The sequence below is a fragment of the Acidovorax sp. GW458-11-26-14-TSB4 genome, from assembly GCF_059423865.1.
In genome coordinates, this window is sequence record NZ_JBWKYR010000020.1 from 45,753 (window position 1) to 69,451 (window position 23,699).

Consider the following 23,699-nt stretch of genomic DNA (forward strand, 5'->3'; position numbering starts at 1 on the left):
GACATCCCAAGCGCTGCACGCATGCAGCGACAGCAGCCCTCAGACGAAGACGAAGACGAAGACGAGGACGAGGACGAGGACATGACCTTGATAGACACCAGCCAGTTCCCCCGCGTGACCTTCCGGCCCTTTGCCGGCCCCTCGGACTACGAGGCCATGGTGGCATGCGCCAACGCCAGTTTCGCCGCCGATGACACCGGCTTTTTCCGCACCGTGCCCGAGGTGGCCCGCGACTACGCATCGTTCACCAGCTGCGTGCCCGAACGCGACGTGTGGATCGCCGATGCCGGCACCGAGATCGCGGGCTACGTGCGCTCCTGGCCATGGGCGCAGGCAGACGGTCTGCAGCTGTACGCCCAGTTCGCCGTGGTCGCGCCGCACTGGCGCCGCCAGGGCATCGGCAGAAGGCTGCACGCCTGGCTGGAACAGCGCCAGCGCACCCAGGCCGCAGCTGAGCACCCGCTGGCGGCACGGCATGCGCACCACGCCTTCGTCACCCAGGGCGAGACCGCGCGCGCAGCCCTGCTGGAAAAAGCCGGCTACACGCCCGAGCGCTATTTCTTCACCATGGTGCGCCCCACGCTCGACCAGGTAGCCGACTTTCCCCTGCCCGAAGGGCTGGAGCTGCGGCCGGTGCAACCCGACCACTACCGCGCCATCTGGGACGCACATTGCCGGGCCTTCCAGAGCCATTGGGGATATTGCCCGCCCGAAGAGGCGGACTACCTGCAGTGGCTCAAGAGCCCGGTGTTCCAGCCCCATCTGTGGCAAGTCGCCTGGGACGTGCAGACCCACCAGGTGGCCGGACAGGTGCGCACCTACATCGACCCCACCTGGAACCAGGGCAACGGCCGCCAGCGCGGCTGGACCGAGTTCATCAGCGTGGGCGAACCCTGGCGCCGCCGCGGCCTGGCCCGCGCGCTGATCTCGCACAGCCTGCGCGCCCAGGCCGCCGCCGGCATGGCCGAGTCGGGCCTGGGCGTGGACAGCCAGAACGGCAGCGGTGCCAACCGCGTGTACGAGGACTGCGGCTTTGTGGTGGACCGGCGCAACTGCGTGTACCGCAAGCCGCTGGTGCCGGGGCCGGACAGGGTCGCTGCCGGCTGAGCAAGGGGCCAGGCGCTGCCATGGCCGCCATCGGCAGCGCACCGCGCCTGGCATCCCATCCCGCCAAGGCGGCTGCGCGACCCCTGGGAGATCGTAAACAGGTTCTGAGGCAAAGTGGTACCCTGCTCCTGCAGCCCGCCCCCTGAAGATCCACCGTTTGACCGAGCCCCCATGAAAACCATCGACGAAATGCTGAGCCTGGATCTGCTCACGCACGAGCAGCACACCGAGATCAGCGCGTGGATCGCGCGTTCCTCCACGCCCGACGAGATCCTGCAGATGCCCGCCGCGCTGTGGCGCGCCGTGGAGAAGGCCAGCCAGGTGATGGGCATCGATGCCGACCTGCTGCGCCCGCCGGCGCTGGACGCGGGCGGCATGGTCACGGGGTAGCGGAGCCGCGCCCGTGCAGCAGCGCTTGAGTTTTGCCTGCACGCAGTGCGGCCGGTGCTGCCAGAACCACCGGGTGCCGCTGACCGTGCACGAAGCCATGGCCTGGCTGCTCCGCGGCGGCGATGTGCACCTGCTGTGCGACGCGGTGGTATGGCCTGCCGAGCCGCCCGCGGACGATGCCTTCGCGGCCTACAAGCGGCAGCGCAGCTTTGCCGCCGCCAGCGCGGCCATGGCGGTGCGGGTGGGCGTCATCCTGGCCGCATCGTTCCCCGGCCGTTGCCCGAACCTGATGGACGACAACCGCTGCGGCATCTATGCCGAGCGGCCGCTGGTCTGCCGCATCTACCCGGCCTCGATCAACCCCTTCGAGCCCCTGGGCGCCGAATCCAAGGCCTGCCCGCCCGAGGCCTGGGATGCGCGCGGCCCGGCCTTTGTGCGCGCGGGCCAGTTGGTGGACCATGCCACCCAGCCCCTGATCGACCAGGCCCGCCACCTGGCCGTGCAGGAGATGCCCGCCAAGCAGCGCCTGTGCGATGCCCTGGGCATACGCGTGGCGGCCATGGCCAACGAAGGCTTTGTGGTGCACAAGCCGCCGCGCGCTGCGTTGCTGGCGGCGCTGGAGGAGTCGAGCGCCGCCATGGCCTGCGCCACCGCAATGGCCCCGGCGCAGGATCCGCCCGGCGACTGGCGCCTGCTGAGCCCACGCGCCACCACGCTGGAGATCCTGGCCGAGATCCACGCCGATGCGCTGGACGCCAGCCAGGCCGGCCGGCTGGGCGTGGAGTACCTGGACCTGCAACCACAGCCCGCCAGCGCCGCTGGTTGATCGATCGACCACCAACCCTGAGGTGGGCTTGCCTGCCGGCCTGTTGGCATTCTGGCTCTGGCGCCACCCAGAGGAATGGGCCGCGCTGGGCGCCAGCCGCCTGCAGCGCTGGTGGGCCCTGCCCAAGGCACGGCCCTTCATCGTCTGGATCGGCCTGCCCGGCCTGTGCCTGCGGGTCATCCAGTCCTACCTGCACATCCTGCTGGACGAGCGCACCGCCTCCAACGATAGGCGCGTGTACGAGCAGTTGGCCCTGCTGCCCGCGCCCCTCAACGCACAAGACCTTGGCGCACGGCCTGCGGGACGCCAGCCTGCTGGCCACGCTGACAAGCACCCAGGCCCTGCCCCTGCGCTCGCATGCTGACATCGATGCGCTGCAGGCCCCACCCTGGCGGCCTACCCCACGCTTGCGGCAATATCGCCGAGATACTGCAGGGCCGTGGTGCTGCCGCTGCCGGGCATCCGGCAGGTGCGGCTGCATGCCACAGCCCCGTCACCGGCCACCGGCCGCAAGAGGTCGAAGCGCAACGCATCGGGCGCTGGGAGCGCTTGCGGGGCTACGGATGGCACTTCCTCAAGGTCACCGAGTACAGCAGCCTGGACCTGTCGCGCCGCTTCTGGCAGAGCGCGACTGGCTTGCACCGCGTGGCAGTCGGTTCAGCGGCCTGGCCTTTACCCTCCGACATACGCCGCCAATTCCTCCGGAGCCCCCTTCGGAAACGCCTGCTTCAGATGATCCAGAAACGCCGACACCCGCGCGCTGAGCAGCCGGCGTGACGGGTACAGCGCCCACAGCTCGATGGCCGGGCCGGGCACGTCGCCCCAGTGCACCAGGGTGCCGGCCGCGATATCGTGGCCGACCAGCGAGATGGGCAGGCGGGCCACGCCCACGCCGCGGCGCACGGCGTCGCGCACCATGATGAGCGAGGCCAGGCTGAGCACGGGGTCGGTGGCCAGGGTCTGGGGTGCGGCGGGCTTGCCCTTGGCCTTGGCAGGCGCCGTGATCTCCCATGCGTTGCCTTGCTGCGCCGTGCCCGCGCCGCGCACCACGGCCGGCACGGCAGTGGTGCTGCCCTTGCGTGGCCGCGCCAGGCCGGGCGGGGCCACCACCACCAAGCGGTCGCGCAGCAGCACGCGGCCGATCAGGCTGGCGTCGGGCGGCGGGTTGACGCGGATCACCAGGTCGTAGCCCTCCTCCACCATGTCCACGCTGCGGTCCTCGGTGGTCACCGTGAGCCGCACGGCGGGGTGGCGCAACGCAAAGTCGGCAGCCAGCCGGCCCATGGCAGTCTGCGAGAACAGCAGCGGCGCGCTGATGCGCAGGCGCCCGCGCGGTTGCCCGCCGCCCGAGGCGATGGCAGCGGCAGCCTCGTCGATCTCGGTGAGCAGCGTGCCGGTGCGCTCGTGCAGCGCGCGGCCCTCTTCGGTGAGCTTGACGGCGCGCGCACCGCGCTCCAGCAGACGCAGGGAGAGGGCGGCCTCCAGCTCGGCCACGCGGCGCGACAGCGTGGCCTTGGGCCGCCCCGATTCGCGCGCGGCGCGGCCAAAGCCGCCGTGGCGGGCGACGAGGTTGAAGTCGGCAAGGGCGTGCAGGTCCATGGCGCAGTGTTCCGCTGGTGAGACAGTGCGTCCAACTATAACGGCTATCGGATCACGGATGGGATCCCTAAAGTTCGGGCTGTCAACCACCCAACCCGGAGAAATTTCCATGACCATCGCCTCTTCCCAAGCCTCTTCTTCCCCCGCCATCCTCGTCACTGGTGCCACCGGCACCGTGGGCCGCCAGGTCGTGCAGCAACTGGCCCGGCGCGGCGCCAACGTCCGTGCCCTGGTGCGCGACCTGGCCAAGGCCGGCGACCTGCCCGCTGGCGTGACGGCCGTGCAGGGCGACCTGCTCGACGTGGATTCGCTGCGCGCCGCGTTCCAGGGCGTGGACACCTTGTTCCTGCTCAACGCCGTGGTGCCCGACGAGTTCACGCAGGCCCTGGTGGCGCTGAACCTGGCACGCGAAGCGGGCATCACACGCATCGTCTACCTCTCGGTCATCCATGCCGACCGCTATGTCAACGTGCCGCACTTCGCGGGCAAGTACGGCGTGGAGCGCATGATCGAGCAGATGGGGTTTGGCGCCACCATCCTGCGCCCGGCCTACTTCATGGGCAACGACTGGACCATCAAGGACGTGGTGCTGGCCCACGGCGTGTACCCCATGCCCATCGGCGCCAAGGGCCTGGCCATGGTGGACACGGCCGACATCGCCGAGGTGGCCGCCATCGAGCTGCTGCGCCGCGCCCAGGCCGCAGGCCCGCTGCCCACCACGCGCATCAACCTGGTGGGCCCCGACACCCTGACCGGCGCCGGCGTGGCCGCCCTCTGGGCCGAGGTGCTGGGCCGCCCCATCGTGCACGGCGGCGACGACACCGCCGCCTTCGAGGCCAACCTGCGCCACTTCATGCCCGGCTGGATGGCCTACGACATGCGCCTGATGGCCGAGCGTTTTCTCACCGACGGCATGGTGCCCGAGGCGGGCGATGTGGAGCGCCTGACCACGCTGCTGGGCCGGCCGCTGCGCAGCTACCGTGAGTTTGCAACCGAGGTCGCCGTCGCTGCATCGGCGCAGGCCTGAGCCCCACCCCATTCCACCCCATTCCATTCACCCAGGAGAACACCATGATCTATTCCACCGCCACCGTTCCCGTCAACCCCGCCGGCGAGGCACCGCTCACCCGCGACCAGGCCTGGGCCGGCCTCGTCCTCAAAGCACGTGACGCGCGCCAATTCCTGCCGCCCGGCCTGTGCACCCGCTGCGACGTGGTCTACGACGGCGCCGATCACATCGTGCGCGAGGCCACCATCGGCGGCGCCGAGCTGCGCGAGATCATCGCGTTCGAGCCCGGCCACAAGGTGAGCTTTTTCCAGGCCACCGGTCCGCGCGAGGGCGTGATCGTCAACGAGCTGTTTGAAGACGAGGCTGGCGCCCTGCAACTGCGCTTTTACTGCTACACCGGCCTGCGCGGCAAGGCGCCCGGCGGCCCCGAGGAGCAGTCCGAGCAGGCCTTCATGGACAGCGACAAGGGCTACAAGACCGCCCTGCTGTCCACCCTGAAGCGCACGCGGGAGCTGGTGGCGCAAGGGCTGCTCTGAACGCGTGGGCACCCGGGCAAAGGGGATCGCAGGGCCTGGTGGTTCACGCCCACCTGCTCCGTGAGCGCCATCGACGCCACTTGCGGCACCGCCCAGGCACGGGGCAAATGGCCAAACAGGCCGCACCGCGCGTACAGTGCCGGGCCTGCCTCACTGTTCGTCTTCGGGGCGCAGCGGAGTGTGCGACCAGGGTAGGTATGCCAGTAGCGCCAGAGCTTCGCTGTCGAACTCCTGGCGATAGTGGTGTTGGTGGGGAAACGACATGTCTGTATCGCCCCGCGCAAAGCCCAGTGCGTCAAGCACCGCTGCGTACCCGTCCAGTGGCCCATAGGCGAACAGCTGGTTGTGCCGATCCCAGACCACGGTGGCCCGCTGCGCGGCCGAATGGGCCCACAGGTCGAACCGCGCATCCGATGACAGGTAGGTGCCGAACCGGTGCATGAAATCCTCGAACTGCGCTCTGGACAAGGGCGGGCTCTGGTAGCGTCCCGCATCGCCTTCGCCCCGCGGTGTGTGCAGCACGTACAGCAGGAAGTACGGGGGCTCCAGGCTGACGACAAGGTGCGCAAAAGGCGCAGGGTCACCGCCGGGGACGCCCGCCAGAAGGCGCTCGCCGGGTTGCCCCTCCATCGGCGCCAGGCAGTAGGTGGCGCTGTGGGAATGGGGGATCCAATGGCCATCGATCGGACGGGACAATTTGTGCATGGCGGGATTGATGGACGGAGGAAGAATGCAGTTGGCGCAGGCGGGTATGTGCTGGTCAAGTACGATACTGCCAGGAACAATGCTCGGCCGCTCTGCCGTGGTACCTATTCAGCCAAAGCGCACCCAGGTTCGAAGCACCATGCGACGACAAAGTTCTGGCAACCCACTGGCCGGGCAGGACAGCAGCAGTCGCTTTTCGTGCAAGCCTGTAGAGGTTTCAGGTGTCGATACCATGGCACCAATCCACGACCGATGAGCCAGACTGCCTTGCCCGCTTCCAGTTTCCTTGCACGCCTGAACCCTCTGCGCGGAGCGCATTGGCTGCTGTCGCTGGCCATCGTCGCCAGTGCGGTGGCAATGGTATCGTCCGGCCAGTGCAGGCAAGGCATCGATCCCTGGGGGCCAGCATGGCTGATGTGCGTGGTCTGCATCGTCATCTGGACCAACCACTTGCAAGTTGCCCCGGTTCGGTCACTTCGAGCGTTTGCGCTGGTACTGGGGCGCTCCGCATGGGAGTTGGTCAAACTCATTGCGGTCTTCTGTGTGGCTTTCATTCCGGCGGCATTGGTGCTTCCGACATACCAGTGCTACACCGACCGGTCCAAGGTAGCGGAGATTTTGGTAGCCACATCATTGCAACGGGAAGCAATCGCCGCGCACATCCTTCAACGCGGGAGAGTGGAAGGCGCAGGGGCGGGACTGGAGTTTTCTCCATCCGGTCGCGCAAAGATGGGGGCCATACGAGACGATGGCAGCATCGTGGTCCTGTCCGACGATCCGCCATCGGCGCTGTTTTTGACGCCATCCATCCAGGCGACCGAGGTGAAATGGGTCTGCCAAGGTGTGCCCCACAAGGCGATGCCGCTGTCCTGCCGGCTTCCTGCTCCATAAACCTGCCAGCACGCCCGACAACGAAGGCATCCCCGCATTGACCGGTATCCATTCATGCACTCATGAAATCCTACTGCTCGCCCTTCGAGGCGGCCATCCAGCAGGTGTTGGCTGCATGTCCAGCGAGCGCACGCACCATTGACCGCAAGAACCCCAAGCGTGAGCAAACCCCGCGCGGCAACTATCGACGAAATGCAGCGCCTTGACCTGCTCACCCCCGCCCGCAGAGAGCCTCAGATGCCCGCCGCTGGGCGGCGAGCGGCTACCGGTCCTTGCGCGGGATCGCGATCGGCTTGCCGCCCTGGCCCTGCTACTTGTCGCCGCCCACGGGGTTCTCGCCAAAGGCCACCTTCTCGCTGCGCATCTCGTTCACGAGCAGGATGAAGAAGGGCTTGAGCGGCAGGAAGTCGAAGTCCTTGTCCACCACCAGGAAGCGCGGAATCACCTTGCCGGCCAACCCTTGGCACTGCTGCTGCCATCCTGCACCTGGCGAAAGCGCCGGGCCCCTGGCTCGGCCTGCAGGGTTCTGAACTGGCGCGCCGGGAGGTCGGCACAGGCCACCACGAAGTCGGTTTGCGCCTAGACGCGCGCCCAGGTGGCACCCTCGCTCGGGATGTTGGTGGAATTGGCGCTGGCCGTCTCCAGCACACTGCCAGTGGGGCTGGGCGGTGTGGGTGGGCCCATGATGGACAGGTGCAGCTCCAGTTGGTAAGAGGTTTCGCTGCCCAGGTTCTTCACCAGCCGTCCAGCTCACGCCGCGAGCCCGGTACCGCCTTGAAATCGATGAACTTCAGGTTGGAGAACGGGTTGGGCGGCGTCGGCTTGTCCGGCAGGACAATGGGCGCCACCTTGGGCGTCTGGGCCTTCTCCCAGATGAAGATGTTGTCGTACTCATTGGACTCGGGGACGGCCAGCTACACGTCGGCCTTGAAGCGGAACCCATGCTTGGCGCCAAAATCGTCCTTGGCCATGCCCTTGGGCAGCTGTATGGAAAAGCTCTTCATGTAGACAACGCCATCGCGGTGGGCGTCCGGCCCGTCGACCTGGAAGGGGGCGAGCATGTGCAGCGTGCCCGTCGAGGCATCCTGGCCCTTGAACACCTCGAACGCGCCCCAGGCAGCAGCAAGGCCAAAACTGTCTCCGTCTGTTAAACCAGGTAAGCCGCTGCCGACCGGAGCCACCATGCGGCCGCTGCACAATAAGCCCCATGCCCAGGCGCCCGCACCACAACGTCTATGTCGTCGAACTGTCGATGGCCGTGCTGCGCGAGCGCAAGTTCCTGCGCTGCAACCCCAGCTACATCGAGGGCAAGCCTTGCGTGTACGTGGGGATGACAGGGCTGGACCCGGACGTGCGTTTCGACAAGCACAAGGCCGGCATCCAGGCCAACCGCTTCGTCATGCTGTACGGCCTGCGCCTGCTGCCCGATCTGTACGAGGGCTTCAACCCCATGCGCTACGACGATGCGGTGGAGCGCGAGATCGAGATCGGCATCGACCTGCGTTCCGCAGGCTTCGGTGTCTGGCAGGCGTGAACGCCGGGCCTGCGCTCCCGGCGGTACAGCTCAAGGCGCCGGGTTGAAAGCGCCTGCGCCCGTGTCCACCGGCGCTGGGCGCGCAGATGCTGCGGTGCGGGCAACGCTGCCGTCGGTGGACACCTGGGACGCCTGCTCCTGCACCACCGACACCGTGCCCGTGTACGAGCCGCCCCAGCCTTTGACGTTGTAGATGAACACGTAGTAGTTGCCCGCCCTGTCCACCCGTGTGGACACGGGCAGGCCGGTGCTGCAGTCCTGCTTGCGGCTCAGCTCGTCAAGCACGCAGATGCCGATGTCGGAACTGGCCTGGGTCAGGCTGAGCCGGCTGCCCGCCTGCAGTTGCACCACACCCTTGTAGTAATGGCGGATGTTGCTCTCGAACGAGGTGGAGATCCGCGAGCCGTTGGTGAGCTGCTGCATGGGCTTGTTGTTGCCGTTGAACAGCTCGAGGTCGAACGTCAGGTTGCCCGCATTGCGCGGGCTGATGCGCACCGTGTGCACGCCCGCCCGGGTGATGCGCCGTGCGGCGGAGATGACGCCGACGCCGGGCTCGCCGTCGTAGGTGACCATGACCTTGCCGTCGGGGTCGATCATCTCGTAGCGCCAGTCTGCCGACTGGCGGGTGATGCCCAGCGATATCACATGGCCGGGCTGCAGCATGGCGGTGGCGACGAACGGAGCCGCAGCGGTGGCGGTGAACGAGCGGGACGAGTTGTTGCCCGTGTAGCTGGTGCCGTTGGCCGTGTAGCTGATGGTGGCGGGCTGCGCCTCCACGCTGGTGAAGTTCTGGTCGCGGAAGACCACGCCCGCACCCGCATTGGCCTGGGCGCCGATCAACCCGAAGCTCGCATCCGCCGGGCGGAACTGGTAGCGCAGGGACACCTCGTCCGCCGCGGTGAGCCCCAGGCCCTGGATGCGAGCGCCATCGAGCCGGAAGGTGGTTTCGTCTTCCCAGGTGATGCCGGTCATGGAGAAATACGGCGTGTATTGCGCGTGCGCCGCCATGCAGGCGGTGGCCGCTAGAGCGATGGCTGCAGTCTTGCGAAGCGAGGATGCCAGGTTCACGAAAAATACCTTTCTCTGAAGTGGTGGATGGACTGAAGGGCTGACCTGCACAGGGCGTGGCGGCGGGGTGCCCCGCGCGGCGTATGCGCCGAATGCATTGCCGGTGGTTGCAGTAGTCCTTGCGGTGGCAAGCGGTGAAAAAGGGAACGCCAGGCAACGGCCTTGCAGGCAGCACAGCCCAGGGGGCTGGCAGGCTGTTCCCTGGCCTCTTGCACCCGCGACCTTACCCCAATGCAACGGCCCGTTTTGCTTTCGAAACATAGAGTTACCGCACCTTTGAACCACGCCCTCAATCCTCGTTGCGGCACTGGTTTTGTCAACCCGCCGCCGGGAGGGTTGACACCGCTCGGATTGACGCCGGTCAAGCAGACATTGACCTTCGTCAAGGCGGTCCGCGATGGGGTTCCAGACAATGGCCTGCATCGACCAGAGGAGACGACAGACATGCGCCTGAACCTGCCCACCACGGGCTGCGAATATGCCTTCCCCAAAGGCCAGACCCTCGTGTCCACCACCGACACCCAGGGGCGCATCACCCACTGCAACGCGGCTTTCGTGGCGGTCAGCGGCTACGCGCGCGACGAGCTGGTGGGCCAGCCGCACAACATGATCCGCCACCCTGATATGCCCGAGGAGGCGTTCCGCGACATGTGGGCCACCATCGCCTCGGGCCGGCCCTGGTCGGCCCCGGTGAAGAACCGGCGCAAGGACGGCGACCACTACTGGGTGATGGCCAACGCCACGCCGCTGCTGCAGGACGGGCGGCCCGTGGGCTACATGTCGGTGCGCACCGAGGCCACGCGCGCGCAGATCGCCGCGGCCGAGCAGCTGTATGCCACGATGCGTGAAGAGAAGCAGGCCGGGCGGCGTGTGCACAGGCTGAGTGCGGGCCGCGTGCTGCGACACACGCTGGTGGGGCGCGCGGCGCATGGGCTGGCCACGCTGGGCCTGTCGGCCCGGCTGGCGCTGGTGCTGCTTTCGTTGTTGCTGGCATCGCTGGTGGCCGGCGGGCTGCTGCCCGGCGCCGCCGGGTGGGCGCTGCAGTTGGCCCTGTTCGGCGCCGCCTGGTGGTACCTGGCGCGGCGGCTGGTGCAGCCCATCGCGGGCCTGACGCAGGTCGCCAACCGGGTTGCGGCCGGCGACCTGACGGCGATGGTGCGCCGCAGCCGCAACGATGAACTGGGCGATCTGGAGCAGGCGCTGGGCCAACTGTCGTTCAACCTCTTCGCCATCGTGCGCGATGCGCGCGACGAGAGCGACGCCATGCGCCTGGGCGCGCAGGAGATCGCGCAGGGCAACCTCGACCTGTCGGCACGCACCGAGTCGCAGGCATCGAGCCTTGAGCAGACAGCCGCCGCGATGGAGCAGATCACCGGCACCGTGCGCCAGAGCGCCGACGCAGCCCGCCAGGCCACGGCCCTGGCAGGCCAGGCCAACGCATCCGCCACGCGCAGCCGCGAGGCGGTGGACAGCGTGGGCCAGACCATGCGCGACATCGAGGGCGACTCCACGCGCATCGGCGAGATCACCCAAGTGATCGACTCCATCGCCTTCCAGACCAACATCCTCGCGCTCAACGCCGCCGTGGAGGCCGCGCGCGCCGGCGAACAGGGCCGGGGCTTTGCAGTGGTGGCCGGCGAGGTGCGAGCCCTGGCCCAGCGCAGCGCAGGTGCGGCGCGCGAGATCAAGGGCCTGATCGACCAGTCGGCCCAGCGCGTGGCGCAAGGCCAGCAGCGCACCCAGGCCGCCCGCGCCACCATGGCCGAGGTGGTCGAGGGCGTGCGCCGCGTGAGCGCCATCGTCGGCGAGATCAGCCATGCCAGCCAGGAACAGCTTGCCGGCATCTCCGAGGTCAACACCGCCGTGGGCCAGCTCGACACCATCACCCAGGACAACGCGGCCCTGGTGGAAGAGGTGGCGGCAGCGGCGCAGGGGCTGGTGCGCACGGCGGGGGCGGTGACGGAGGCGGTGCAGGTGTTTCGGTTGAAGGCGGGGGGGCCAACCCCGGCACCTGCGCGGGCGGCAGCGCCGGCGCCAGGCCTGCGGCATGCCCGGCCGGCGCAGCAGCAACCAGAGCGCAGACAGGTCAGGTGCTGACGGCCATGTGATTCCGCGCTGGGCGCTCGACCCCTGGTACTCGGCAAGGCCATGACCAAGTCTTGCAGAGGACCTTTGCAGCGTGCAACACGTGCCTGGTGGTGGTATGAATGTTCACTTTTCCGCGATGTTCACGTGGCACGAACATTGACGAAAAGTGAACACGTGCGGCGGGATTGAAAGGTGCTTTTCATCGGACGCTGAATGCCCACGGCAGGGACCATGGTTGCCGCGTGCAGGCGTCAGGATGGGCGCCCAAAAGACCTGGTCTTGCGCTCTTGCATTCGGCAACTCGACCGGAAAACCAACCGGAAATTCCTCCTCGAAAGCATGGATAAGGATCGCTATATCCAGTTGATTAATAAAGAAATTATTATTACCATAGCCGTCTATTTCAACCGGCAACCATGTCCATCAAGCCCACCCCGGTTGTAGCCTACGACCAGCCGCATCAATTCGAGCCACTGCTGCCCACCCAGGACCTTGCCGAACTGGGTGAAGCTACGCGACGGATCTTCGAAAAATCCGCCGCACTCAAAGCCGCAGCCAGCCCGGAGGCCAGGGCCGCCTTGCGTGAAATCGTGCGCTCGATGAACTCCTACTACTCCAACCGCATCGAAGGCCAGGCCACCCACCCAGCGAATATCGAGCGTGCACTGCGGCACGACTTCTCGGATACGCCCGACGTTGCAAGGCGCCAGCGCGTGGCGCTTGCACACATTGAAGCCGAGCGCGATCTGGAAACAGATGTGACCTCCGAAGCGGCGGCACTGGGCAGCGCCTTCCTGCGCCAGGCGCACCGGAGCCTGTACAGCCGGCTTCCCCCCGAGGACCGCCGCACCGAGGACGGACGACAGATCGAGCCTGGTGCGCTGCGGATGCATGACGTCGCCGTGGGCCGCCATCAACCGCCTGCCTGGCAGTCGGTGCCCCGCTTTCTGACCCGGATGGACGAGGTGTATGGCCGGTTGCACGGAGTGGACGCGGTCATTTTCACCATTGCAGCAGCCCACCACCGCATGGCTTGGACACACCCCTTCGAAGATGGAAACGGCAGGGCGGTACGCCTGCAGACGCACTGCGCCCTGCTCCCCATCAACGGCGGACTGTGGTCGGCCAATCGTGGGCTCGCACGCCAGCGAGAACGCTACTACCAGATGCTCGACGCGGCAGACAGCGCCCGGCAAGGCGACCTCGATGGGCGCGGCAACCTCAGCCAGAAAATGCTGTGGGAATGGTGCCGCTATTTCGCCGAGCTCTGCGAGGACCAGGTGAACTTCATGGGCGCCATGCTCGACCTGCCCCAACTCAAGGACCGCCTGCGCGCTTACGTCATGGTTGAAGGTGCCACCAAGGGAATCACGGAGTACCGCGAGGAGGCCATTTTGCCGCTGCAGACCGTTGCGGTCAGCGGGGCCCTGTCGCGCGGGGATTTCATCCGCATGACCGGCCTGGGCGAGCGCACCGGCCGAAAGGTCGTATCGCGCTTCCTCAGCGACGGCCTGCTCAGGAGCGATAGCCACCGTGGGGAGTTGAGCATTGCGTTTCCGATGTCCGCCCTGCACATCTTGCTACCGAACCTCTATCCAGAGGCTTCGAGCGTTGTACTGGACTAGAGGGTCCCGAGATGCTGTTTCGACGGGCTCTTGCCCAGGAACAGCGACACGGTCGCTTTCTCGGATTCAAAGTTCGCAGCTTTTTGTAAGGGCGGAGGCCGGGATGTGCGCCCGGCGGCGCAGTAACTTTCTCTTGGGCCGCCAAGAGAAAGTCACCAAAGAGAAGGCGGCCCCCAGTCTGCGTCCCTCCGCTTCGCTGCGGGCAACCTGCGATGCTCGGATCTGGGGTGGTGCCGCAGAACTCGCTGCGTTCTTCGAACTCCGCTCAAACAGCTGCGGCAAGCTAGACGACGAAGCGTGTGTGTCCTTCGGCACACACGCCCACCCCAGCTCCTGCGCTCCTCGGCGCAGCCAGCAGGGGTTGGGAGCGGGGTCAGGTACGGCTGCTGCTTCGCAGCTACGCCAGGGGTCGGTTACGCGCTGCGCGCTGCCGACGTTTGGGCGTGATCGCTCTGCCCAGGCCAAGCGCAGCGAGGCAGACCGGGCCGAGCGAAGCAATGGCCCGTGTTGGTATCCACCCCTTTCTGACCGTGCCGAGAAGCGCAGGGCCTGGGGTGAGCGCGTGCCGAAGGACACGCACATCGTCATCTGGCTCGCCGAAGCTGTTTGACCGGAGCTGCCTCGCAGAGGCAGCGCAGGGAGTTCTTCGGCGTCACCCCAGGACCGAGCATCACAGGCTGCCTCCTCGCCCCAGGCGAGGGGGACACGGACAGCGGGGTCGCCTTTCTTTGGGGTACCTTTCTTTGGCGACGCAAAGAAAGGTACCTCGGCCGCCGGGCCGAGACCCGGCTCCCGACCGCAGCACGGGCACGCTGCAACCACGACTACGACCACCACGATCACCATCCATCATGCGGTGTGCGGTGTGCGGTGTGCGGTGCCGATGGTTGCTGCGTGCCTTGGCTGAGGGCGGGAGCCGGGCGCACATCCCGGCTCCCGCCCTTGGCAGGCATTCCGACCACCTACCAGAGACATGCCATCAAAACAGCGCCGGTTTGCCAAGCCGCCATGCAAAGGCCATGAAAACGCGCCCCATCAATACCCCCCTCTCCTACCCCCATACCCAACAGTGCTCCCGGCCAACGTCGCCCCCCGCGGCTCCACCACCGCAAACCGCAGCATCATCACCCCATACCGCGTGGCGCTTTGCAGGTCGTCCTTGAGCTTCACCACCAGCCCCCCCTTGCGGTGGTACAGCCGCCATTCCTCCAACCAGTCGCCACAGGTCGCAAAGACCTTGAATCGCCCGGTCTGCATGCGCGTGAGCAGCTCGCTAATGCCCGCCTCCAGCCCATTGCTGCCATCCTCGAACGTGGCACGCTCGGGCAGCAGGTTCACGCCCAGGGCACGGTACTGCCCGGCCAGTTGCTCGCCGCTGCCCTTGTCGTGCTGCAGCCCGTCGTGCGGCCAGGCAACGGGCATCCAGCGGCCGCGCGCGGCGACCAGCGGGGCCTGCATGGCCACGCTGGTCTCGCGCACGCGAAAGGTGTCGTACACGTAGACGGTGTCGGTGTCGCGGTCCCACGCCAGCCAGGCGGCCGCGGCCGGGTGGTCCCAGCCGAAGTCCAGGCCCACGATGCGCGGCCAGTGCGGGGGCAGCGCGAACGGGGCGACCACAATGGACTCCTCTGCCACCGGAAACACCCGGCCGCTGCCCAGCACGGGCACGCCGTTCATGCGCGCCTCGCGCTCGTGCAGGGGAAAGCTCTCGGCCAGCTCCTGCTTGGTCTTCTCGTCAAGGTGGGGCACGTCGTTCCAGCCGGCCTGGATGATGGCTTTGCTCATGGGATGGGTTCTCCAACGAAAGGACGGAGCGGCGCTTCGAGAAAGAAGCACGAGGCACCAAAATATTCATAGATGTGCATAAAGACCGCATTTGACTGATATCTACGAATGCCAAAGCAGAACGCACATCCCTCCGGGCAACTTGCAGCCGTGCTGCAGGAGATTGAGCGCCTGGGCCAGCACAAACATTGCCATCGCGCGCAAGCGCCGGGGAGAGACGCAGGGCCAATGGGAAGACAGACTGGGGGCATCGCAGCCCACCATGGCCCGCATCGAGCGCGGCGATCCCTCGGTGGCCATGGCCTCGTACGCGATGTGCATGTGGCTCATCAACCAGGCGCACGGGCTGGCGGACCTGGTGGCCCCACTGCAGGACCACACGGCACTGGAGCACGAGGTGATCAGGGTGCGGCAGAAGGGCAAGCGGCCATCTGCACCGAATCAGGCCCCCGTGCCACGGGCGGTGGCTGGCGGGCGGCAACGCATCGCCAAGCCGGCAGCAAAAAAGACGGTGGGCCCCGTCGCCGCCAACCAGCACTGCCATGGACTCGGCCAGCCATCCACCAGCGCATCTGTGAATCAGTGAACAAGGGAAACGCCACAGCCCGAGGCCTGGCCGCGCTGCTGCGAACACCCGGAACCCGGCGCCAGCGCTAGTACGCCAGGGCGCTCGAAGCGGCTCCTGCCTCACCCATAAGCGCTGGTCAGCCAATGCAAAATCAACCGACTTGCTCGTTGAACCCTTCTTTGAGCCAGCCTTCAAGTATCTCTTGTGGTTTGGGCGCCGCGTACTCCTTGGCCTTGCCACGGCTGATGAAAAGCGCCAGCTCCTTACGGCCCTGCTCTTCACGCCCGGCAAAGGCATGGCGCACGGCTGCGGCGATATGCAACTGAACCTGAGTGAAGACCCTGCCGGGGCCGTGTGGTCATCGCGATGACCTGCTCGAAGACTTGTGCAGGCTTTGTCGCCACCGGCCAGAAAGCCTGGGCCTGTTCGACAGCTGAGTGGATCTTGTCGGGAATGCAGGCCAACAGCCCGTCCACGCCCCAGATGCAAGGCAGGGTTTTGCGCAGCGCCCTGGCCATCGACGTGAGCGTCAAACAAGGCTGACTTGTCCGTGCGATGCCATTTGGGCTTGCCGCCCGACAAGTGCGGCACCGTGTCGAACGATTAACCCCAGCGCGGTGACAGCCCGCTGCCGAGCTGCCCATACCCACAGATGCGGCGAATGGGCGCCGCACTGCCGTTCGCCCACACCAGCGGGCGCACGTTGATGAAACCCTGAGGCCCGAGCGCCGCGTCCACCAAGGGGCCGATGTGGGCGTGGCATTCGGCAATGGTGAGCAATTGGAATTCACGCATGGGCATGATCTACTGTCTCAGCACACGCCCGGCGCAGCCGTCATGCCACGCCTGTGGGGCCACCGGCTTCCACCACCACCACCACTCCCTTCGTCAAGAAATCCAGCACCACCTCCGTCGCCCCCTCCAGCGGCGTGAAGGTGATCGCGATCAAGCCCTGCGTGGTCGCGGTGCGCGTCAGGCACTCGTTGTACACCGCCACCGGCGGCTCCTCGTCCAGCCACACCCAGTGGCGCGCGGTGCCCTCGAAGGCCTTGCGGCCCTGGTCGTAGGATTTGAAGCCGATGACCGATTCGCCGCCGCTCTGGTGGCGCACGCACAGGTAGTCGAGCGCGCCGTTGGCGCCCGCGCGGGGGCGGGCCTTGGCGATGTCGTCGGCCGGAATCATCCCGGTGCCAGGCTGGCCCGGAGGCCCGTACAGCTCCAATTGCACGATGTCGCGCGTGGTCTCCAGGCTTTTACCCGCGGCCCAGGCCTGGATGGGCCCGGCAAAGCGCCGGCCCTCCCACCAGTGCGGGTAGCGGCCGGTGAGGTGCAGGGCGGTTTCGTATGCGCCGCCAATGGTCTTGCCCACGCGGTTGCCGGCCATGAAGCAGCGCTCGCGGTGCGTGGCGCCGGCCTTGAAGAAGGCCAGGTGCCGCGCATACAGCGCGCGGCGCAGGGGGCCTTCGTCCTGAAAGAAGCGGCGCATGCGCCAGCCGGCGAGCTTGTCGCGCAGCAGGGCTTCGAGGGCCTCGATCTCTTCGTTGGAGGCCTGGGCCAAGGCCTCGGGAAGGTGCGGCAGGCGGGGCAAATCAGGTGGCACCACTGTGTGGTTTCTCCTTGATCACCCTGATCTGCTCCAGTGCCGCCAGCATGCCCTCGGCCCGGTCGGCGGGCATCTGGGCCAGGGCCTTGCGCAGCGGGTCGGGCGCGTCGTCGGCCTTCTTGGCGAACATGCCTAGGTGCGTGCCCAGCAGGTCCAGGGCCTTGAGCTTTTCGGGCGACTTGAACTTCTTGCCCAGCTCCAGTTGGCCGCCGGGGCCGATCTCCACCACCTCGATGGAGGCGATGGCGGCAGCGGTGGCGCAGTCGAGCTCCTGCACGCGCTTCAAGCTGCCGTCGCCGTTGAAGATCCTGCGGATATCGAAGAAGGCGATGCTGGCCAGCTCGCGCACCACCATGGCCGGCGTCACGCCGTCCTCGGGCACGCTGGCGCTGCCGCCATCTTGCGCCGCATCCTGGCCTGGCACGGGGGCTGCGGCAGTGGCTGCAGCAGCCGAAGGCACGGCCAGCAGGCGCGGCGCGGTGGGGCGGCCGCTCATGCCGCAGCCGCCCCACGCACCAGGCGCTCCATCGCGGCAATCACGCGCAGACGGTCTGCGTCGTGCAGGCATTCGCCGCGCAGCCAGTCGGCCGGGAAGAGCACGTTCACCGCGCCCAGCGCCGCATAGGGCACCTGCTCGCGCGCGGCCTTGATGAGGGCCGTGGCGCTGCCCAGCGGGTGCAGGTCGCCGCGCAGGTAGACCAAGCCCGATGCGGACACACCGGCGTGCAGGGGCGCGTTGCCCGGGGCCTGCAGTTCGATGAGGTGCAGGTCTTCTTCGCTGTGGTGTTCAACATCCATGGGCAAATCTCCTGGTGGTCTATCAGGCGGGCATGGCCAGTGCCCGGCGCGCATCCATCTCCGAAACGCGCACATCGCCCCCCACGCGCCGCTGCAGGATGCTGTAGCGCTGCACCTGGCGCCGCCCACGCGCGCTCGATGCGGGGCCGGGCGCGGACTGCACGGCACCGGCCTCGCGCAGCTTGGCTAGGCAGCTGCTGATCTCGGGGTGCGATGTCTTGGGCAGGTCCAGCGCGGCGCCGATCTCGCCCAGCGTGAGCGGCTCGCCGACCCGGCTGTGCAACAGCTTTTCCACGCGCGACTTGAGGCAGCCGGCACGGATGCTGGTGAAGGTGCGCGTGGGCATGGTCAGGGCCTGGGCGCAGGGCAAGGGTGCGGATGGAAGGTGTGGCATGGAGATCGGCTCGCAGTCGGCAGGGGCAACGAGAAGAGATGGGCGGTCACGACCCGCCGGGGGTGGGGGTGGAACTCAGCGGCCAGGCGTCGCGGAGGGCTCTTGCATCAGCGGCGTGGCCATCAGCCTGTCGCGCCAGCTCTTGATGCGCTCGGCTGCAGTCAGCGAATAGCTCACCGACGGCAGTGGCGTACTCAGCGACAGCGGCGAGGGCAGCGCCATCGGCAATGCGGCGGGCGGCATGGGCGGCTTGCTCGCGCAGGCCGTCAGACAGAGCGCGAGCGCGGGCAGCATCGCGCTGCAAGGCGGCTTCACGGGTGCGTGCAACATTGAGGGCTCCTTGGTATCGAATCGCGGTGGCGCGCTCGGCCGCCCATGCGGCCTGGCTGGCGCGTGCGCGCTCGCTGGCATGGCTGGCCTGCAGGGTGGTGATCTGGCCGCCCAAGCGCCAGCCCTGCACCTGCCAGGCGGCGGTGGCGGCCAGGGCGGCGCCGAGCACGGCGGCAGCGGTGTGGGTGATGAGCAGCGGTGCCATCAGCTCTCCCCTTCCACATAGGCCACGGGCACATTGCCGAAGAAGCGCCAGAACGAGAGGACCGGGACACCATCGCGCCGGACGACGATGTTCAGATCGGCCATGTCCGCCAGCGACAACTCGCCGCGCAGCAGCGCCACAGGCTCGTTCGCGATGGTGTGGCAGCGGTTGAAGCACTGCTCGGCAGGTACCCAGCCCGCCACGCTGCTGTAGCCCAGCACGGTGGCGCCCGATGTAGCCGTGTAGGTCACCGGTTGCGGCGTGGGCGGCATGGTCAGCAGCACCATGCCCATCACGATGTCCACCACCGCAGTCATGGCCGTGCCTCCAGCCCCTGCAGGCACGCCGCCGTCTCTGCCGCACGCCGGTTGGCCAGCCCCGGCACAAAGCGCATCTCGGGCTTGCCATCAGGCAGCATGCGGCCGGTGCGCACATAGCTCCACACCGGCTTGCCACTGTCCGACACACCCAGCCGCCGGCAACCCAGCGCCCAGTCGCCCGCGTTCCAGGCCACCATGGCCTGGCTCGCACAGGTGTTGCCCACGCCGTTGTTCCAGGCATGGCTGGTGGCCATGTCGAACACGCTCTGCGGCGGCAGCCGCGTGAAGCACCGGGACAGGCGCAGCTGCAGCGCCTCGATGGCAGCGCTCTCTTCCTGCGCGCAGCGCGCAGGCGTCCAGCGCTGGCCCACGACCACCGGCGTGCTCGTCACATGCCGCGTGATGCCCTTGCACACCGTGGGCAGGCCGCCGGCCAGTTTGTCCGCATAGACCAGGCCGGGGTCGCGCTGATCGGGCTCCCACTGGCCGAGGAAGGTGAGCACCGCGGCGCTGGCCAGGGCGAGGGAGCCGACCAGGTGGGGGAAGTAGCGCATGCGGTCCGGGTAGTTGGCGCTGCTCATTCGTCAGCCCCTTGCTCGCCCAGATCGCTCTCTTCGCCCAGACCCCGGCGCAGGCGCGCCATGCGCAGCGCATGTTCACTTGCCTGGCGGCGGTTGGCCTCGCGCTTGTAGTACCAGGTGACGGCCAGGCCCGCCACGGCCACGATGGCACCCACCAGGCCCAGGAACTCGTTGGAGGTGATCCAGCCAAAGCTGGTGAGCCCCGCACCGGCCGCAATGGTCTTGCCGCCCGTAGCGCCCAGGGCGTCGATGGTTTCGTTTCTCATGGGTGCTATTCCTTGCAGTCGTCATCGCCCAGGCCTCGCCGCCTGGTGGGCGGGAGGCGGGCGAAAAAAAAGCCGCTGGTGCGGCTTGGTCGTCGTTGGGCAGGTTGTGCTCGTGCCCATGGATGAGTGCGTGGTAGCGATGGCATAGCCTCAACCCCAAAACAGCAGCTTCATCACGAGCGCGTTCAGCAGGCCGGCGGTCCTGCCTTCACCGCGCGCCCGGGTAGCTGCGCGCTGACAGCGTTCTACACACACCGCCCAGCGCGCCACCACGCCGTGGAAATCAATGCTTTGCGCAACTGGTCCACTGCGATGAGAACCCGCGCACCATGAATGCGTAGCGCCGAAAAGTCATGGGACCTCGCCCTCCGCCGGCCTCACCAGGCCCAGTTGGGCGCGCACGGTGGCGACAAAGGCTGACCAGGCCTGCATCACCGCGGCCAGTTCATCGGCATCCAATGCCGCACGCACCTGCTCCTTGCGCAGCAGGCGTTGCGCGCGGATCAGTTCCTGCGTACCACGCCACTGCGCAGCCTGGGTCAGTATGTCGCTGGCCGCCTGGGCTGCAGACCAGCCCTTTGCGTTGGCCCAGCTTTGCACCATCCCGGGAACGGGCTCCAACACATGGCCGCTGTCGGCAAAGGCCTGGGCCTGGCCCTCTGCGGCTTGGTATTCGGCCTGGCGGTTGCCAAGAACAGCGGAGTAGATGCGGTCTACTGCCGCGTCGATGGCAGCAATGGCGCTTGCCTGCGCCACAGGCAATGGATTCAGAACCGGGGCTGGTGTGGCATAACCCTCTCCATCCCACAGATCCCCAATTCGCGAATCGCCTGCGGGTACCCAACCCTGGCTTGCCGCGAATTCACCGCTGGCCTCCGCGTGGTTGGTTACCACACCCGAATCAATGATTGAAAAGCGTGCCATTTAGATACCCCCCCAAATGCGGCATTCACCGCGTGCCCCTGCCCCTGACTGCGTGCCCGTTCTGGTAGAGCCTCCTCCTCCGCCCGGTGCCACTCCGGCGGCGGCATTGCCAGAGACACTTCCCGCACCACCAGCGCCGCCAAAAATGGATGGGTGCCCTGTGCCTGCGGTGGTGGCCGTGGCAGCGCCACCGCCAGCACCACCGAAGATGGTCATGGGCTCAGACGCATACAGACTGGATCCATCGCTGGTGACAGCCTGCCCGTTTGCGCCACCATACACCGTCGTGCCCCGGACACCACTATTGAGCCCAAAGGCCGCACCACCGTACGCGCTCGAAACAGGTCTGTAGATGGTCTGGGTATTCCCGTCGTAGTCGCTCGTCATAACGCCAGGCAGCCCAGGCAGGCCTGCACTGATGTGCCCCCCAGTACCGCCCGCACTTTGGGCACCGCCGCCGCCGCCGCCCGTCAAATACCCTGCGGCAGCGTTATAGGAGCCAGGCCCCCCGCCATACGCATAGGCAAAGCTTCCGAAGCTTGAAGTACCGCCCACATTTCCGTTGGTACTTGCCGTGGTGACGGCAGCACCGCCCGCGCCGATGGTTACAGCCACAGTGTCCGGCAAACTGGCGGCAGCAATTTGAAAAGGAAAGCAGGCACCGCCGCCGGAGCCTGAAACAGCTGACCCTGTGCTGGCGTTTCCTTTCGCCCCCGAAGCGCCACCGCCCCACAGCAGCCCCGAATGGTGCCGATAACCTGGTGGCTTCTTCCACGACTCAGAGGCAGTAAGCGTCTTGCTGTACCCGTTGACGACGATCGACCGCAGCGAAACGCCATCGCATTGGATCAAGCGCAGCTCACCTGGGTACATGACATAGCTGGCCAACCCGTCAATTGTTTCTGCGCCATTGGGCACAAGGGTCACATCGCCCGATCCCGAGTTCCCCAGGTAGCACCACCAGCCAATATCCAGCGCTGCCGCTGCAGCAAAAGTTTGGCTAAAGGTTCCGCTGGTGATGTCCACCCACGTCCCTTTGTCCGGAGCAGACAGAGCCGTTCCGCTGCTGCGCGGAGACCTCACCAAAGCGGCAGGCCCTGCAGCGGCAACAATGCCCAGGCTCAGAGTCCAGTCAGTGTAGGTACCCGAACCATTCTTGGCGGTCACGTTGCCCATAACGGCGCCCGTAGTGGCATTGTGCGCAGTGATGATGCCGCTCATCTGCACCAGAGGAGCCGACGTGCGTGCGATGACGAATGGTTGGCCAACGGAGAACAGCTTCCCGGATTGGATGACGAAACTCTGCGGACCAAGCCCAACCGTAAGGCTTGTGCTGCTGGTCGCATTTGTGCCAGGCGCGTTGAGCGCACTGGCAGCGGATGCAGCAGCCGCACCCGCGCTGCCCAAGGCGTTACCCGCCTGTGCCATGGCAGTGCTCGCCGCAGCAACGGCTTCGTCTGCATTGCCCTTCACATTGGCAGCCACCGCGGCCACTTCCGTCGCCAGCGTCTGCTGCGCCACGCTCCACGGGTAAGCGCGTGCATTGAACGTGCTGCGATCATTCGGGTCCGGTGGGCTGGGCAGCGCGGTGATGTTCGGAGGATTGGTTGGCATCAGATGAGCCCTTTCACGTTGATGTTGATGGAGGCGTGCCCGAAGCTGTCGTAGCCCACGGGCGAGGAGGAAGCAATGCCGAAGACGTTCAGGCCCTCGTAGCCCCTGGAGGGCGTGGCGAAGAAGGCCACAGGCCGGTCGAGCACGCGCTGCAGCGTCTTGAGCGCCGCGTCTGCGTGCTCGCGCGGCATGACCACGCTGGCGTTCAGGTTGGTGGCGCTGTGGCGCTTGACGATGCTGGTGGTGCCGTCGTCGTTGGTCTTGATGTAGCTGTAGGTCACCGGCTCGGCCGATGCGCCGTACTGGGTGCCGCCCCATTGCGCTTCATCGCTGATGAGGGGGGTGTAGTCGCCCACCACGATCATCCCGATGCCCACCGGCTGGCCCGCAGCGGCCGTGAGGGTCAGCGTGAGCTCGGCCGCAGGGCGGATCGGGATGCCGGTGAACACCAGCTTGCCCACCGGTCGCGCGGTGGTGAAGAGGTATTCGTACCAACCCAGCGGGTCGTCCACCAGAAAGCCCGAGCGCGCGTAGATCACCGCCCCGCCCGGCGCATCGCGCACCGTCACGCTGTATTGCGCGCCCGTCAGCCCATACAGCGCCAGGCTGTTGAAGTACCCCGGCTTGAGCACATAGGTCAGGCTGCCGGTAGCGGTCGCCTGCGTGCTGGTGTAGATGTCGAACGGCGCCATGCGGTCCGTGGGGCCGATGTCCACCCAGCGCGTGCCATCGCTCTCGGGCGTCGGCGTCGCCGCACTGGTGTGCACGGCTGCGCACTTGTATTTGCGGTGCGTTGCCGTGCGGATGCGGATATCGCCCACCGCATAGGCCACGCCGGAGGCCCAGGCCGTCTCGCCCGCCGAGGGCTCGGCAATGGTGGTGCCGGCACCGATCATGGTGTCGGTGATGGTGATGTTGTCGATGATGTTCATG

31 protein-coding genes are annotated in these 23,699 nt (G+C 67.0%); 11 read left to right on the forward strand and 20 right to left on the reverse strand.

Annotated elements, in window-relative coordinates; translation table 11 throughout:
* The first annotated feature begins 21 nt into the window (after positions 1-21).
* From AC07X5_RS26760 to AC07X5_RS26775, 4 genes are all read left to right on the forward strand, one after another.
* On the forward strand, positions 22-1,107 hold the full coding sequence (locus tag AC07X5_RS26760) for a GNAT family N-acetyltransferase (protein WP_494772599.1): 1,086 nt from the start codon (positions 22-24) through the stop codon (positions 1,105-1,107).
* A gap of 171 nt (positions 1,108-1,278) precedes the next feature.
* Positions 1,279-1,497, forward strand: coding sequence for a hypothetical protein (locus AC07X5_RS26765; RefSeq protein ID WP_494772600.1), 219 nt, complete (start codon positions 1,279-1,281; stop codon positions 1,495-1,497).
* Positions 1,498-1,594: 97 nt separating this feature from the next.
* The gene (locus AC07X5_RS26770) at positions 1,595-2,323 is read left to right on the forward strand and encodes a YkgJ family cysteine cluster protein (protein WP_494772601.1); all 729 of its coding nucleotides are present in this window, start codon (positions 1,595-1,597) and stop codon (positions 2,321-2,323) included.
* Positions 2,324-2,366: 43 nt separating this feature from the next.
* Positions 2,367-2,687 carry a hypothetical protein gene (locus tag AC07X5_RS26775; protein ID WP_494772602.1) on the forward strand — a complete coding sequence of 107 codons (321 nt, stop codon included), beginning with the start codon at positions 2,367-2,369 and terminating at the stop codon, positions 2,685-2,687.
* Positions 2,688-2,995: 308 nt separating this feature from the next.
* Here AC07X5_RS26775 and AC07X5_RS26780 read toward each other — a convergent pair whose 3' ends face one another.
* Complete coding sequence (locus AC07X5_RS26780; RefSeq protein WP_494772603.1) at positions 2,996-3,922, reverse strand: LysR family transcriptional regulator; 927 nt, start codon at positions 3,920-3,922, stop codon at positions 2,996-2,998.
* Positions 3,923-4,031: 109 nt separating this feature from the next.
* On the opposite strand from AC07X5_RS26780, the gene AC07X5_RS26785 reads away from it, so the two are divergent.
* Complete coding sequence (locus tag AC07X5_RS26785; RefSeq protein ID WP_494772604.1) at positions 4,032-4,949, forward strand: SDR family oxidoreductase; 918 nt, start codon at positions 4,032-4,034, stop codon at positions 4,947-4,949.
* A 44-nt stretch (positions 4,950-4,993) separates the two neighbouring features.
* Positions 4,994-5,467 (forward strand): AtaL-like protein, encoded by a 474-nt coding sequence (locus AC07X5_RS26790; RefSeq protein WP_494772605.1) that lies wholly within the window; start codon positions 4,994-4,996, stop codon positions 5,465-5,467.
* A 150-nt stretch (positions 5,468-5,617) separates the two neighbouring features.
* Here AC07X5_RS26790 and AC07X5_RS26795 read toward each other — a convergent pair whose 3' ends face one another.
* Positions 5,618-6,172 carry a hypothetical protein gene (locus tag AC07X5_RS26795; protein ID WP_494772606.1) on the reverse strand — a complete coding sequence of 185 codons (555 nt, stop codon included), beginning with the start codon at positions 6,170-6,172 and terminating at the stop codon, positions 5,618-5,620.
* A gap of 252 nt (positions 6,173-6,424) precedes the next feature.
* Here AC07X5_RS26795 and AC07X5_RS26800 point away from each other — a divergent pair, with 252 nt between their 5' ends.
* Positions 6,425-7,063 (forward strand): pilin, encoded by a 639-nt coding sequence (locus AC07X5_RS26800; RefSeq protein ID WP_494772607.1) that lies wholly within the window; start codon positions 6,425-6,427, stop codon positions 7,061-7,063.
* A gap of 310 nt (positions 7,064-7,373) precedes the next feature.
* Here the strand turns inward: AC07X5_RS26800 and AC07X5_RS26805 are convergent, their stop codons facing one another.
* The 3 genes from AC07X5_RS26805 to AC07X5_RS26815 form a co-directional block, all read right to left on the reverse strand.
* On the reverse strand, positions 7,374-7,520 hold the full coding sequence (locus tag AC07X5_RS26805; RefSeq protein WP_494772608.1) for a hypothetical protein: 147 nt from the start codon (positions 7,518-7,520) through the stop codon (positions 7,374-7,376).
* A gap of 122 nt (positions 7,521-7,642) precedes the next feature.
* On the reverse strand, positions 7,643-7,801 hold the full coding sequence (locus tag AC07X5_RS26810) for a hypothetical protein (protein ID WP_494772609.1): 159 nt from the start codon (positions 7,799-7,801) through the stop codon (positions 7,643-7,645).
* A 176-nt stretch (positions 7,802-7,977) separates the two neighbouring features.
* Complete coding sequence (locus AC07X5_RS26815) at positions 7,978-8,247, reverse strand: hypothetical protein (RefSeq protein ID WP_494772610.1); 270 nt, start codon at positions 8,245-8,247, stop codon at positions 7,978-7,980.
* A 23-nt stretch (positions 8,248-8,270) separates the two neighbouring features.
* Here AC07X5_RS26815 and AC07X5_RS26820 point away from each other — a divergent pair, with 23 nt between their 5' ends.
* The gene (locus AC07X5_RS26820) at positions 8,271-8,597 is read left to right on the forward strand and encodes a hypothetical protein (protein WP_494772611.1); all 327 of its coding nucleotides are present in this window, start codon (positions 8,271-8,273) and stop codon (positions 8,595-8,597) included.
* A gap of 30 nt (positions 8,598-8,627) precedes the next feature.
* Here AC07X5_RS26820 and AC07X5_RS26825 read toward each other — a convergent pair whose 3' ends face one another.
* A complete protein-coding gene (locus AC07X5_RS26825; RefSeq protein ID WP_494772612.1) occupies positions 8,628-9,665 on the reverse strand; it encodes a hypothetical protein in 1,038 nt (345 codons plus the stop codon).
* A gap of 444 nt (positions 9,666-10,109) precedes the next feature.
* Between AC07X5_RS26825 and AC07X5_RS26830 the strand changes: the two genes are divergently transcribed.
* A complete protein-coding gene (locus AC07X5_RS26830; RefSeq protein ID WP_494772613.1) occupies positions 10,110-11,762 on the forward strand; it encodes a methyl-accepting chemotaxis protein in 1,653 nt (550 codons plus the stop codon).
* Between the two features lie 407 nt (positions 11,763-12,169).
* Positions 12,170-13,378 (forward strand): Fic family protein, encoded by a 1,209-nt coding sequence (locus AC07X5_RS26835; RefSeq protein ID WP_494772614.1) that lies wholly within the window; start codon positions 12,170-12,172, stop codon positions 13,376-13,378.
* A gap of 1,035 nt (positions 13,379-14,413) precedes the next feature.
* On the opposite strand, the gene AC07X5_RS26840 is transcribed toward AC07X5_RS26835, so the two are convergent.
* A complete protein-coding gene (locus tag AC07X5_RS26840) occupies positions 14,414-15,163 on the reverse strand; it encodes a phage terminase large subunit family protein (protein ID WP_494772615.1) in 750 nt (249 codons plus the stop codon).
* A gap of 262 nt (positions 15,164-15,425) precedes the next feature.
* Between AC07X5_RS26840 and AC07X5_RS26845 the strand changes: the two genes are divergently transcribed.
* Positions 15,426-15,749 carry a hypothetical protein gene (locus tag AC07X5_RS26845; RefSeq protein ID WP_494772616.1) on the forward strand — a complete coding sequence of 108 codons (324 nt, stop codon included), beginning with the start codon at positions 15,426-15,428 and terminating at the stop codon, positions 15,747-15,749.
* A gap of 133 nt (positions 15,750-15,882) precedes the next feature.
* On the opposite strand, the gene AC07X5_RS26850 is transcribed toward AC07X5_RS26845, so the two are convergent.
* The 13 genes from AC07X5_RS26850 to AC07X5_RS26910 all read right to left on the reverse strand — a co-directional run bounded on the left by AC07X5_RS26850 (position 15,883) and on the right by AC07X5_RS26910 (position 23,698).
* A complete protein-coding gene (locus tag AC07X5_RS26850; RefSeq protein ID WP_494772617.1) occupies positions 15,883-16,053 on the reverse strand; it encodes a hypothetical protein in 171 nt (56 codons plus the stop codon).
* A gap of 281 nt (positions 16,054-16,334) precedes the next feature.
* Positions 16,335-16,526 carry a hypothetical protein gene (locus AC07X5_RS26855; protein WP_494772618.1) on the reverse strand — a complete coding sequence of 64 codons (192 nt, stop codon included), beginning with the start codon at positions 16,524-16,526 and terminating at the stop codon, positions 16,335-16,337.
* A 40-nt stretch (positions 16,527-16,566) separates the two neighbouring features.
* Positions 16,567-17,331 (reverse strand): terminase large subunit domain-containing protein, encoded by a 765-nt coding sequence (locus AC07X5_RS26860; RefSeq protein WP_494772619.1) that lies wholly within the window; start codon positions 17,329-17,331, stop codon positions 16,567-16,569.
* Positions 17,321-17,830: a terminase small subunit gene (locus tag AC07X5_RS26865; protein ID WP_494772620.1), complete on the reverse strand. Its 510-nt coding sequence runs from the start codon at positions 17,828-17,830 to the stop codon at positions 17,321-17,323. The genes AC07X5_RS26860 and AC07X5_RS26865 overlap by 11 nt, the downstream gene beginning before the upstream one ends.
* Complete coding sequence (locus AC07X5_RS26870; RefSeq protein WP_494772621.1) at positions 17,827-18,132, reverse strand: hypothetical protein; 306 nt, start codon at positions 18,130-18,132, stop codon at positions 17,827-17,829. The genes AC07X5_RS26865 and AC07X5_RS26870 overlap by 4 nt, the downstream gene beginning before the upstream one ends.
* Positions 18,133-18,154: 22 nt before the next feature.
* Positions 18,155-18,526 carry a hypothetical protein gene (locus tag AC07X5_RS26875; RefSeq protein WP_494772622.1) on the reverse strand — a complete coding sequence of 124 codons (372 nt, stop codon included), beginning with the start codon at positions 18,524-18,526 and terminating at the stop codon, positions 18,155-18,157.
* 46 nt (positions 18,527-18,572) lie between these two features.
* Complete coding sequence (locus tag AC07X5_RS26880) at positions 18,573-19,061, reverse strand: hypothetical protein (RefSeq protein ID WP_494772623.1); 489 nt, start codon at positions 19,059-19,061, stop codon at positions 18,573-18,575.
* On the reverse strand, positions 19,061-19,378 hold the full coding sequence (locus tag AC07X5_RS26885) for a hypothetical protein (RefSeq protein ID WP_494772624.1): 318 nt from the start codon (positions 19,376-19,378) through the stop codon (positions 19,061-19,063). Before AC07X5_RS26885 ends, AC07X5_RS26880 begins: the two co-directional genes overlap by 1 nt.
* Complete coding sequence (locus tag AC07X5_RS26890; protein WP_494772625.1) at positions 19,375-19,962, reverse strand: lysozyme; 588 nt, start codon at positions 19,960-19,962, stop codon at positions 19,375-19,377. The genes AC07X5_RS26885 and AC07X5_RS26890 overlap by 4 nt, the downstream gene beginning before the upstream one ends.
* On the reverse strand, positions 19,959-20,228 hold the full coding sequence (locus AC07X5_RS26895; RefSeq protein WP_494772626.1) for a holin: 270 nt from the start codon (positions 20,226-20,228) through the stop codon (positions 19,959-19,961). Before AC07X5_RS26895 ends, AC07X5_RS26890 begins: the two co-directional genes overlap by 4 nt.
* A gap of 351 nt (positions 20,229-20,579) precedes the next feature.
* Complete coding sequence (locus tag AC07X5_RS26900; protein WP_494772627.1) at positions 20,580-20,984, reverse strand: hypothetical protein; 405 nt, start codon at positions 20,982-20,984, stop codon at positions 20,580-20,582.
* 168 nt (positions 20,985-21,152) lie between these two features.
* Positions 21,153-22,766, reverse strand: coding sequence for a glycine-rich domain-containing protein (locus AC07X5_RS26905; RefSeq protein ID WP_494772628.1), 1,614 nt, complete (start codon positions 22,764-22,766; stop codon positions 21,153-21,155).
* Entirely contained in the window at positions 22,766-23,698 is a 933-nt protein-coding gene (locus tag AC07X5_RS26910; RefSeq protein WP_494772629.1) for a hypothetical protein, read from the reverse strand. The genes AC07X5_RS26905 and AC07X5_RS26910 overlap by 1 nt, the downstream gene beginning before the upstream one ends.
* Between the last annotated feature and the right edge of the window lies 1 nt (position 23,699).

Excerpts from the sequence above, each read along its gene's own strand:
- AC07X5_RS26795 (WP_494772606.1), bottom strand. The coding sequence starts at position 6,172 with ATGCACAAATTGTCCCGTCCGATCGATGGCCATTGGATCCCCCATTCC.
- AC07X5_RS26830 (WP_494772613.1), top strand. The coding sequence starts at position 10,110 with ATGCGCCTGAACCTGCCCACCACGGGCTGCGAATATGCCTTCCCCAAA.
- AC07X5_RS26890 (WP_494772625.1), bottom strand. The coding sequence starts at position 19,962 with ATGAGCAGCGCCAACTACCCGGACCGCATGCGCTACTTCCCCCACCTG.
- AC07X5_RS26780 (WP_494772603.1), bottom strand. The coding sequence starts at position 3,922 with ATGGACCTGCACGCCCTTGCCGACTTCAACCTCGTCGCCCGCCACGGC.
- AC07X5_RS26815 (WP_494772610.1), bottom strand. The coding sequence starts at position 8,247 with ATGGTGGCTCCGGTCGGCAGCGGCTTACCTGGTTTAACAGACGGAGAC.
- AC07X5_RS26765 (WP_494772600.1), top strand. The coding sequence starts at position 1,279 with ATGAAAACCATCGACGAAATGCTGAGCCTGGATCTGCTCACGCACGAG.
- AC07X5_RS26835 (WP_494772614.1), top strand. The coding sequence starts at position 12,170 with ATGTCCATCAAGCCCACCCCGGTTGTAGCCTACGACCAGCCGCATCAA.
- AC07X5_RS26785 (WP_494772604.1), top strand. The coding sequence starts at position 4,032 with ATGACCATCGCCTCTTCCCAAGCCTCTTCTTCCCCCGCCATCCTCGTC.
- AC07X5_RS26870 (WP_494772621.1), bottom strand. The coding sequence starts at position 18,132 with ATGGATGTTGAACACCACAGCGAAGAAGACCTGCACCTCATCGAACTG.
- AC07X5_RS26895 (WP_494772626.1), bottom strand. The coding sequence starts at position 20,228 with ATGAGAAACGAAACCATCGACGCCCTGGGCGCTACGGGCGGCAAGACC.
- AC07X5_RS26760 (WP_494772599.1), top strand. The coding sequence starts at position 22 with ATGCAGCGACAGCAGCCCTCAGACGAAGACGAAGACGAAGACGAGGAC.
- AC07X5_RS26865 (WP_494772620.1), bottom strand. The coding sequence starts at position 17,830 with ATGAGCGGCCGCCCCACCGCGCCGCGCCTGCTGGCCGTGCCTTCGGCT.
- AC07X5_RS26880 (WP_494772623.1), bottom strand. The coding sequence starts at position 19,061 with ATGGCACCGCTGCTCATCACCCACACCGCTGCCGCCGTGCTCGGCGCC.
- AC07X5_RS26770 (WP_494772601.1), top strand. The coding sequence starts at position 1,595 with ATGGCCTGGCTGCTCCGCGGCGGCGATGTGCACCTGCTGTGCGACGCG.
- AC07X5_RS26875 (WP_494772622.1), bottom strand. The coding sequence starts at position 18,526 with ATGCCACACCTTCCATCCGCACCCTTGCCCTGCGCCCAGGCCCTGACC.
- AC07X5_RS26790 (WP_494772605.1), top strand. The coding sequence starts at position 4,994 with ATGATCTATTCCACCGCCACCGTTCCCGTCAACCCCGCCGGCGAGGCA.
- AC07X5_RS26885 (WP_494772624.1), bottom strand. The coding sequence starts at position 19,378 with ATGACTGCGGTGGTGGACATCGTGATGGGCATGGTGCTGCTGACCATG.
- AC07X5_RS26800 (WP_494772607.1), top strand. The coding sequence starts at position 6,425 with ATGAGCCAGACTGCCTTGCCCGCTTCCAGTTTCCTTGCACGCCTGAAC.
- AC07X5_RS26820 (WP_494772611.1), top strand. The coding sequence starts at position 8,271 with ATGCCCAGGCGCCCGCACCACAACGTCTATGTCGTCGAACTGTCGATG.
- AC07X5_RS26840 (WP_494772615.1), bottom strand. The coding sequence starts at position 15,163 with ATGAGCAAAGCCATCATCCAGGCCGGCTGGAACGACGTGCCCCACCTT.
- AC07X5_RS26855 (WP_494772618.1), bottom strand. The coding sequence starts at position 16,526 with ATGCGTGAATTCCAATTGCTCACCATTGCCGAATGCCACGCCCACATC.
- AC07X5_RS26845 (WP_494772616.1), top strand. The coding sequence starts at position 15,426 with ATGGCCCGCATCGAGCGCGGCGATCCCTCGGTGGCCATGGCCTCGTAC.
- AC07X5_RS26910 (WP_494772629.1), bottom strand. The coding sequence starts at position 23,698 with ATGAACATCATCGACAACATCACCATCACCGACACCATGATCGGTGCC.
- AC07X5_RS26905 (WP_494772628.1), bottom strand. The coding sequence starts at position 22,766 with ATGCCAACCAATCCTCCGAACATCACCGCGCTGCCCAGCCCACCGGAC.